Source organism: Bartonella sp. MU70NMGDW (assembly GCF_042194085.1).
In the GTDB taxonomy this organism is placed as follows: domain Bacteria; phylum Pseudomonadota; class Alphaproteobacteria; order Rhizobiales; family Rhizobiaceae; genus Bartonella; species Bartonella grahamii.
Genome location: NZ_JBHIMK010000096.1, coordinates 1 through 5,969, shown reverse-complemented (window position 1 = coordinate 5,969; position 5,969 = coordinate 1). Strand labels below are relative to the sequence as shown.

Annotated in this window: 8 protein-coding genes; 5 read left to right on the top strand and 3 right to left on the bottom strand. The window is 35.7% G+C overall.

What is annotated here, in order from left to right:
• Positions 1-186, top strand: a 186-nt coding sequence (locus tag ACFIKE_RS07930; protein WP_375649108.1) for a riboflavin kinase, incomplete at its 5' end; no start/stop codon positions are given.
• Between the two features lie 401 nt (positions 187-587).
• Here the strand turns inward: ACFIKE_RS07930 and ACFIKE_RS07925 are convergent.
• A complete protein-coding gene (locus ACFIKE_RS07925; RefSeq protein WP_375649105.1) occupies positions 588-884 on the bottom strand; it encodes a hypothetical protein in 297 nt (98 codons plus the stop codon).
• Positions 885-1,494: 610 nt separating this feature from the next.
• Here ACFIKE_RS07925 and ACFIKE_RS07920 point away from each other — a divergent pair.
• Positions 1,495-1,635, top strand: coding sequence for a hypothetical protein (locus ACFIKE_RS07920; RefSeq protein ID WP_375649103.1), 141 nt, complete (start codon positions 1,495-1,497; stop codon positions 1,633-1,635).
• Positions 1,636-2,297: 662 nt separating this feature from the next.
• On the opposite strand, the gene ACFIKE_RS07915 is transcribed toward ACFIKE_RS07920, so the two are convergent.
• Both ACFIKE_RS07915 and ACFIKE_RS07910 read right to left on the bottom strand, forming a co-directional pair.
• Entirely contained in the window at positions 2,298-2,627 is a 330-nt protein-coding gene (locus ACFIKE_RS07915) for a TIGR01244 family sulfur transferase (protein ID WP_375649100.1), read from the bottom strand.
• A gap of 337 nt (positions 2,628-2,964) precedes the next feature.
• Positions 2,965-3,108 (bottom strand): hypothetical protein, encoded by a 144-nt coding sequence (locus ACFIKE_RS07910; RefSeq protein ID WP_375649098.1) that lies wholly within the window; start codon positions 3,106-3,108, stop codon positions 2,965-2,967.
• A 516-nt stretch (positions 3,109-3,624) separates the two neighbouring features.
• Between ACFIKE_RS07910 and parA the strand changes: the two genes are divergently transcribed.
• From parA to ACFIKE_RS07895, 3 genes are all read left to right on the top strand, one after another.
• Complete coding sequence (gene parA, locus ACFIKE_RS07905) at positions 3,625-4,254, top strand: ParA family partition ATPase (RefSeq protein ID WP_015856698.1); 630 nt, start codon at positions 3,625-3,627, stop codon at positions 4,252-4,254.
• Positions 4,251-4,481 (top strand): plasmid partition protein ParG, encoded by a 231-nt coding sequence (locus tag ACFIKE_RS07900; protein WP_015856697.1) that lies wholly within the window; start codon positions 4,251-4,253, stop codon positions 4,479-4,481. The genes parA and ACFIKE_RS07900 overlap by 4 nt, the downstream gene beginning before the upstream one ends.
• 1,092 nt (positions 4,482-5,573) lie before the next feature.
• On the top strand, positions 5,574-5,810 hold the full coding sequence (locus tag ACFIKE_RS07895) for an EexN family lipoprotein (RefSeq protein WP_375627161.1): 237 nt from the start codon (positions 5,574-5,576) through the stop codon (positions 5,808-5,810).
• Positions 5,811-5,969 lie beyond the last annotated feature (159 nt).

The window sequence follows — 5,969 nt, the reverse complement described above, 5'->3', positions numbered from 1 at the left end:
GACCTTTATGGGGAAAGCTGTACCGTTTCTTTTTTGCAGTTTTTGCGAGGACAAGAAAAATTTGATGGGCTTGAACCCTTGATTGCACAAATGCACCGTGATGAAAAAAAAGCAAAAGAAATTCTAAAGACAGCACAACCATTATCAAAGTTGGATAGGCTGCTTACTTTTAAAAATATGCCCTAAACTTATCTGAAAAAGAGAGAAGAGCCGTAAAAATAGCACTTAAAGTGATTATAATCACAAAGATATATTCCAAAACATCGTGGAATATATGTTTTTTCCGTTGTTGAGAGGAAGAATCGAATATCTGAATATCTGATTTTGGCATTATCTTTTTCAAAATTCATTTTATGGCTTTTCTTGTCATTCAAAAGTTTACTGCTTGTTTCTTTCTGATCGGTTAAAACCCATCATAAAAGATGCAGTAAAGAATAAGCCCCAGCCTATTTGGCAATAATAGACGTGAAGGGGGAGAAAGGCTGTTTTTAAAATTTCTTGCGATTTTAAGCTTATAGCTTGATAAAATTTAATCGATAACTCTTTTATTTCAAAAATTTATGGTCTCTTTTTTCTAATTTGCTTTATTATGTCGTATCATCTTTTATGATGGGATTGGGTTTATCTAAAACCTTACGCATGTGATATTTGGTATCATATGATGAATATTTAAAAAAAGGTTCGTTTGTTGAGTCTTGTGAAGTAGAGCGGTGGTCAGCAGCTGTTTTGTGCTGACCAATCACGTAAACGAGAATGAAGCTGATAGAAAATGCTTTAAGTCTCGTTTCTCTCGTATGTTGTGACAGGAAATTCACATTAAGGAGACTGCGATTGATTGCAGATAAAAAGAAATCATTGCGAGAAAGCAGGTGTACTTGTTTCAAAAATTTTTAATGCTTTTGATTGATAAAGGCACAATTTGGTTGTCGTAATACGTAAATGTTTCAGATTCTCAAACAAAGAACTGTCCATATATCTTCTTTGTCCTTCACAAATATAACGCCTATAATGTAATGGGAAGGCAGTCTTGTAAGGATATGAAAACGCAAAACTAATTATGTCTTGTTGTTTTTTAATAGAAGTGTTGGATAAAAGTTGGGACATCTTTCCAATCTATGTTCGCTCTATTCATGACTTTATGGTTTTGTTTTTCTCATAAAACTTTTGCTTTAGCGGTCCTCAACGCGAGCAGTATGTTTGAGACAAAGATTAAGGCGCTTTATTGCTCTCTCTGCTGTTACAGCTTTTGTATACTAGGTGGGGAGAGTCCTATTGCCATATTCGTTTGGGTAATCTCTGAAATCAGTCTACAGCCTTATTGGGGAAAAATATGAAGTTATAAAAGGAGAAATCAGTCCAGATAACTGTCTTTTTTAAATTCGGCTTTACCACTTTCAAAAGTGTTCAGAGCAATATCTCTTAAATCATGAAAATAACAGTTTCAGGCTTTTCTTGTTCTTTGAATAGGTTATCATGTCCTACAGGTAAAATAAAATGCTGGAATATACTTGTGTTGCTAATTTACACGCTTGTTTTAAACAAATATCTCTCAACGCTTCCTATATCCATTTTCATGATGGCACTCATGAATGGTATCTTGCAAGCGCCGTTGAGCGCTATCATCTTTATGCCTAATAAAATAGCAATCCGTTATCATCCGTTAATTGACAAGCCTTCAGTGTTGTACAGCCTTGGCTATTTGAAAGCGTTTATGAGAGGGATTTTTTCTTAACTCGTTTTATTTCACACGAACTCTTCCTGCTTGTGACATACAAGAAATACGCTTTTGATTGATTCACTATAAATAGACTTAAAATGAGATAATCTTACGGTATTAGGGTTTCTCACTCAACGTGAAAAATAATTAATTGTTATAAATCAATGTGTTGAAATTAACCATAGATTATAGCTTACAGCTTTTTTATAAAATATTCTGCATGCCTTTTATACGGAATATGGGGGTTTTCTTAGTGGTTTTACTGTTGTTTTAGGTGTCTGTGGCGTATGAATGAGCTCGTACTGGTAAAGGAAGAGACAAAGAAGGTGAAGCAGTGATAAAAGGTGAGGTGAAAATAAATTTCCTTGATCATCATATGAATTTTCATGCATTTTTGTGGCTTCAGGTGTGCATGCTTGTTGTATATTTAATAGCAAAGTTTGCTTGTAGAGCTTTATGAAGTGGGAATCCTGAGTGGAAAGTGCAAGACAAAGATTATTGACAGATTATTTTTACAGATCGATGTGTATTTAAGATTCTTCATCTTTTAAGGCGATGAGGAAGTGTATGAAACCTATGTTTAAAGACGTGCCAAACGATAAAGATGCAGCGAGCGTGCTCCGTGATGGCAATAGGCAAGAAGAGGGAGGGGGGCTGTTTTTAAAATTGTTTGCATGGCTTCAACAGCTGACTTTTCTACAGTTGGAGGAGAAATGGGAATGTGATAGGCTTTTATGCCATATTCATTTGCGACCGTTTTAATGCTAGAAAAGTCAGGTTGATGAAGTTCCTCGTGATCGGGGCGGTTACAGATAATTGTTTTAAAACCATCTTGTGCCAATGTTTTGATATTTTCTATGCTAATTTGGGCGCTGATAAAAATATCAGGTTCAATTTGTTGTAAATTCATTTTTTATTCTCAATTGCACGATCTTCACGATACCCTCTGGTCTGGTATATAAAAGAACATAATGAAGGTAAGTTTTTCAATGGCATCTTAATAAAAATATTCTTTTTGTCGAGAAAATCTATTTGGGGAAAATGAGTTGTAAGATGCAACATATCTCACTCCGCAACATGTTCGTTATTCAACTTTATGCAAGACGGCTGTTTGGTTTTTATGGATGATCCATTGTGTTTACCCAGCATAGACATTCCATTGTGTTGCTTGTTCACACGCTTGCTATAGAGGTATCTTTATTTCTCTTAAGCCCATTTTGCCCTGTTGAGCGTAAAGAGTATAAAATTCATGGATCACCACCCTCTTTACGCTTATGAAGAAGGAAGTCAGCACCATTTTTATATTTGCCAGCCCCCAATGTTACTAGAGTCTTTGGCTCTTGAGACAATTCATAAGAAGCATTTTTCCTTTCTTGTACAGTTTTACCCACACGCCAGCCCCGCTTGTAACGTACACAGAGACATGATTTTGATTGATTTAATATAAGAGGGCATGAAATGAGAGAATCTTCCTGATTTCGGCTCTCTCATTCAACGTGCAAGACAACGAATGCTCCTTATAGTTTGTTGTATATTCAGAGTGGAGTTCATTTGTAGCGTTGCATTAAGTGGACTGCATGAAGGGAGAAGCTCAAAAGGCAGGCGCGAGATAATAAGCTGGATCATTTACAGAGCATTGTTTACAGATTGATATGGATTTAAGAATCTTCGTTTTAGGGTGGGGGAAGAAGAGCGTGTCTCTTGTTTAAATTTATTTTTATTATTCTCAAGAGCATCATCTTCATAATGTTTTTGCTCATGCTAAAAGAATATTATAAAGACAAAATTGCGGGCTGTCATTTTATCCTAAAAATAGGAGAAATGGTTATTTTTCACGTATTGGATGCTTGCTTCTTTTATTACTTTCTGTATAATCGTAAAAACGATAATGCTGAAAGGCGTAATAAATGATCATTGGACTTTTGAATCAAAAGGGAGGCGTAGGAAAAACTACGTTGAGTGTTAATCTTGCGGCCAGTTTTGCGCGTACCGGTGCACGGGTATTGCTTATTGACGTTGATCCACAGGGGAGCGCATTGGATTGGGCTGCTGCGCGTGAAGATGCACCTTTGTTTTCGGTTATTGGTTTACCACGTGCAACGGTTCACAAAGAGATTACACAGATTGGTCATGGTTATGATCATATTATTATCGATGGTCCTCCGCGTGTGACTGATCTTGCTCGTAGTGCTCTTATGGCTTCGGATTTGGTGCTTATACCTGTTTTGCCTAGTCCCTATGATATTTGGGCAGCAGATGGAATTGTAAAGCTGATTGACGAAGCACGTGTTTATAAAGAAAATCTTAAATCTGCTTTTGTTATCAATCGTAAAATAGTCAATACAGCGATAGGGCGTGATGTGAACGAAGCTCTTGGCATATACCCCGTGCATGTTCTTTCTTCTAGCGTTGCGCAGCGCGTGATTTTTGCAGAAGCAGCAGCACAGGGGAAGGCGGTTTATGAAGTTGATAAGCAAGGACCAGCAACAGCAGAGATTGAAGCTGTTGCAGCGGAAATCAAGGAGTTAGCGCGATGAATAAAAAAATTAAAATCGGCACGAAACCAACGAATAAATCAATTCCTTTAACGGCGGATGCATGGGTAGGGAGCCCCAAAGGGAGCATGAGTGGAGGTATGAAGCGCCTCACGATTGATATACCAGAAAGTTTGCATCGATTGATTAAGGTAAGTTGTGCAAGTCGTGGAACTAAAATAGCCGATGAGGTGCGCGAATTGCTTTCACAAAAATACGGAAAAGTGTAAAAAATGATATATGATAATAAGTTTTCGTTGGTTTGAATGCTTTTTCTAGAGATGATATCGGTTGTTTTTATACGAAGTTAATAATACAAGCGCCTTTCTTTTTTCACGAGGGCTGCTTCATTTAAGTTGTTTTTCATAAGGTTCTGTATCATCTCATGAAAGAGCGATGCGTTTGCGAAAAATTCTCCGTTTCAAAATTTTCCCTATAAATGTGATAATCATCATACTTCTTGTGATCTTATCTGTTAGATGAATAGATAAGTGTACTCTTCTAAAAAGATTGTCTTGATAATGATTTTAAACGTCAGATTATTTTTTTGTTTATTTTACTTAATACATGCGTAAATAATGTAATTAAGAGTAGCGTTGATTATTTTTTTTTTGTTATGCAGCGATTCATTTTATTAAATTATATTCATGTTTATAAAGGGGGGATAAAAAAATACATAAAATTTACTGATATTGGCACGCTATAATTTATTCCTAATAAACACAAGAAGTCATTGAGCATATTATAGACAGTATTTCTTACATTTATATGATTTTATAGTCTTAAATAGTTAATGCCAGTCGTAATGGTACGCAAGGAAATAGGCTTTTTTAGCATTTCTATTGGCATTTAAAAAGTGCAGGGGGACTTAAAGTTTTCTTTCTTTTCCGGTGGTTTAAGAAATGATAAGAGCGCAATCAGTTGGTTAAAAGGTGTATTCTTTCGTTTGCAGGGAATTTGCAATGGATATAGGCATTACGAATTTTTGATAAGATTTTGTGCGACTTCTCATGATGAAGTGGTTTTTGAAAAATGCCAAGATATCAAAATTACTGCTGAAGTTTAAATACTTCAAATACAAAGAGCAGCCGTGCAGATAATGCTACAAATGCAAGCCTGATAAATAAAAGCAGTTTTCATGATTTAACATGTTTGCGTTGCAAGTGTGCGTATTTGCAAAGGAAAGTTAGACGCAAGGTCACAATATAGGAGGGGATGTGAATCCAAAGATATTGTTAATAAAATATAAAACAAAGAGAGGGGTTAAATCATGAACAAGATCATTATAACAGCGCTGTTGCTTTGCACGGGGCTTGTTACTGTTGGTTCACGAAAAAAACTACAGTGTTGAGGAATTTAAGAAAGATAAAAAATTGATGCAAGAATGGGGAAAGAAATGCGATAAAATGGGAGGATCTGCTTTTGCAACCAAGAGTTGTCAAAATGTCATGCAAGCCGATATTGAACTTTTTCAAGAGCATTATAGAAATCTTGCAAAGCAACTTCGTGAAAGTGGCAAAAAGGGGAATGAAACTGAAAAAAAGCAGGACAACAATTAAATCATAAAAATATATTGATAGCGGTGTTTTTCTTTGTACGCGATTTATCATCATAGGTTGGAAAAAATTGCGTACAGAAGTTGATTTTAAAATTTTTGAAAATGCACAATGAACTGCATGTACAAATTTAATGGGTCCCTAAATTGTGTCCTAAACTTT

Excerpts from the sequence above, each read along its gene's own strand:
- ACFIKE_RS07900 (WP_015856697.1), top strand. The coding sequence starts at position 4,251 with ATGAATAAAAAAATTAAAATCGGCACGAAACCAACGAATAAATCAATT.
- parA (WP_015856698.1), top strand. The coding sequence starts at position 3,625 with ATGATCATTGGACTTTTGAATCAAAAGGGAGGCGTAGGAAAAACTACG.
- ACFIKE_RS07920 (WP_375649103.1), top strand. The coding sequence starts at position 1,495 with ATGCTGGAATATACTTGTGTTGCTAATTTACACGCTTGTTTTAAACAA.
- ACFIKE_RS07915 (WP_375649100.1), bottom strand. The coding sequence starts at position 2,627 with ATGAATTTACAACAAATTGAACCTGATATTTTTATCAGCGCCCAAATT.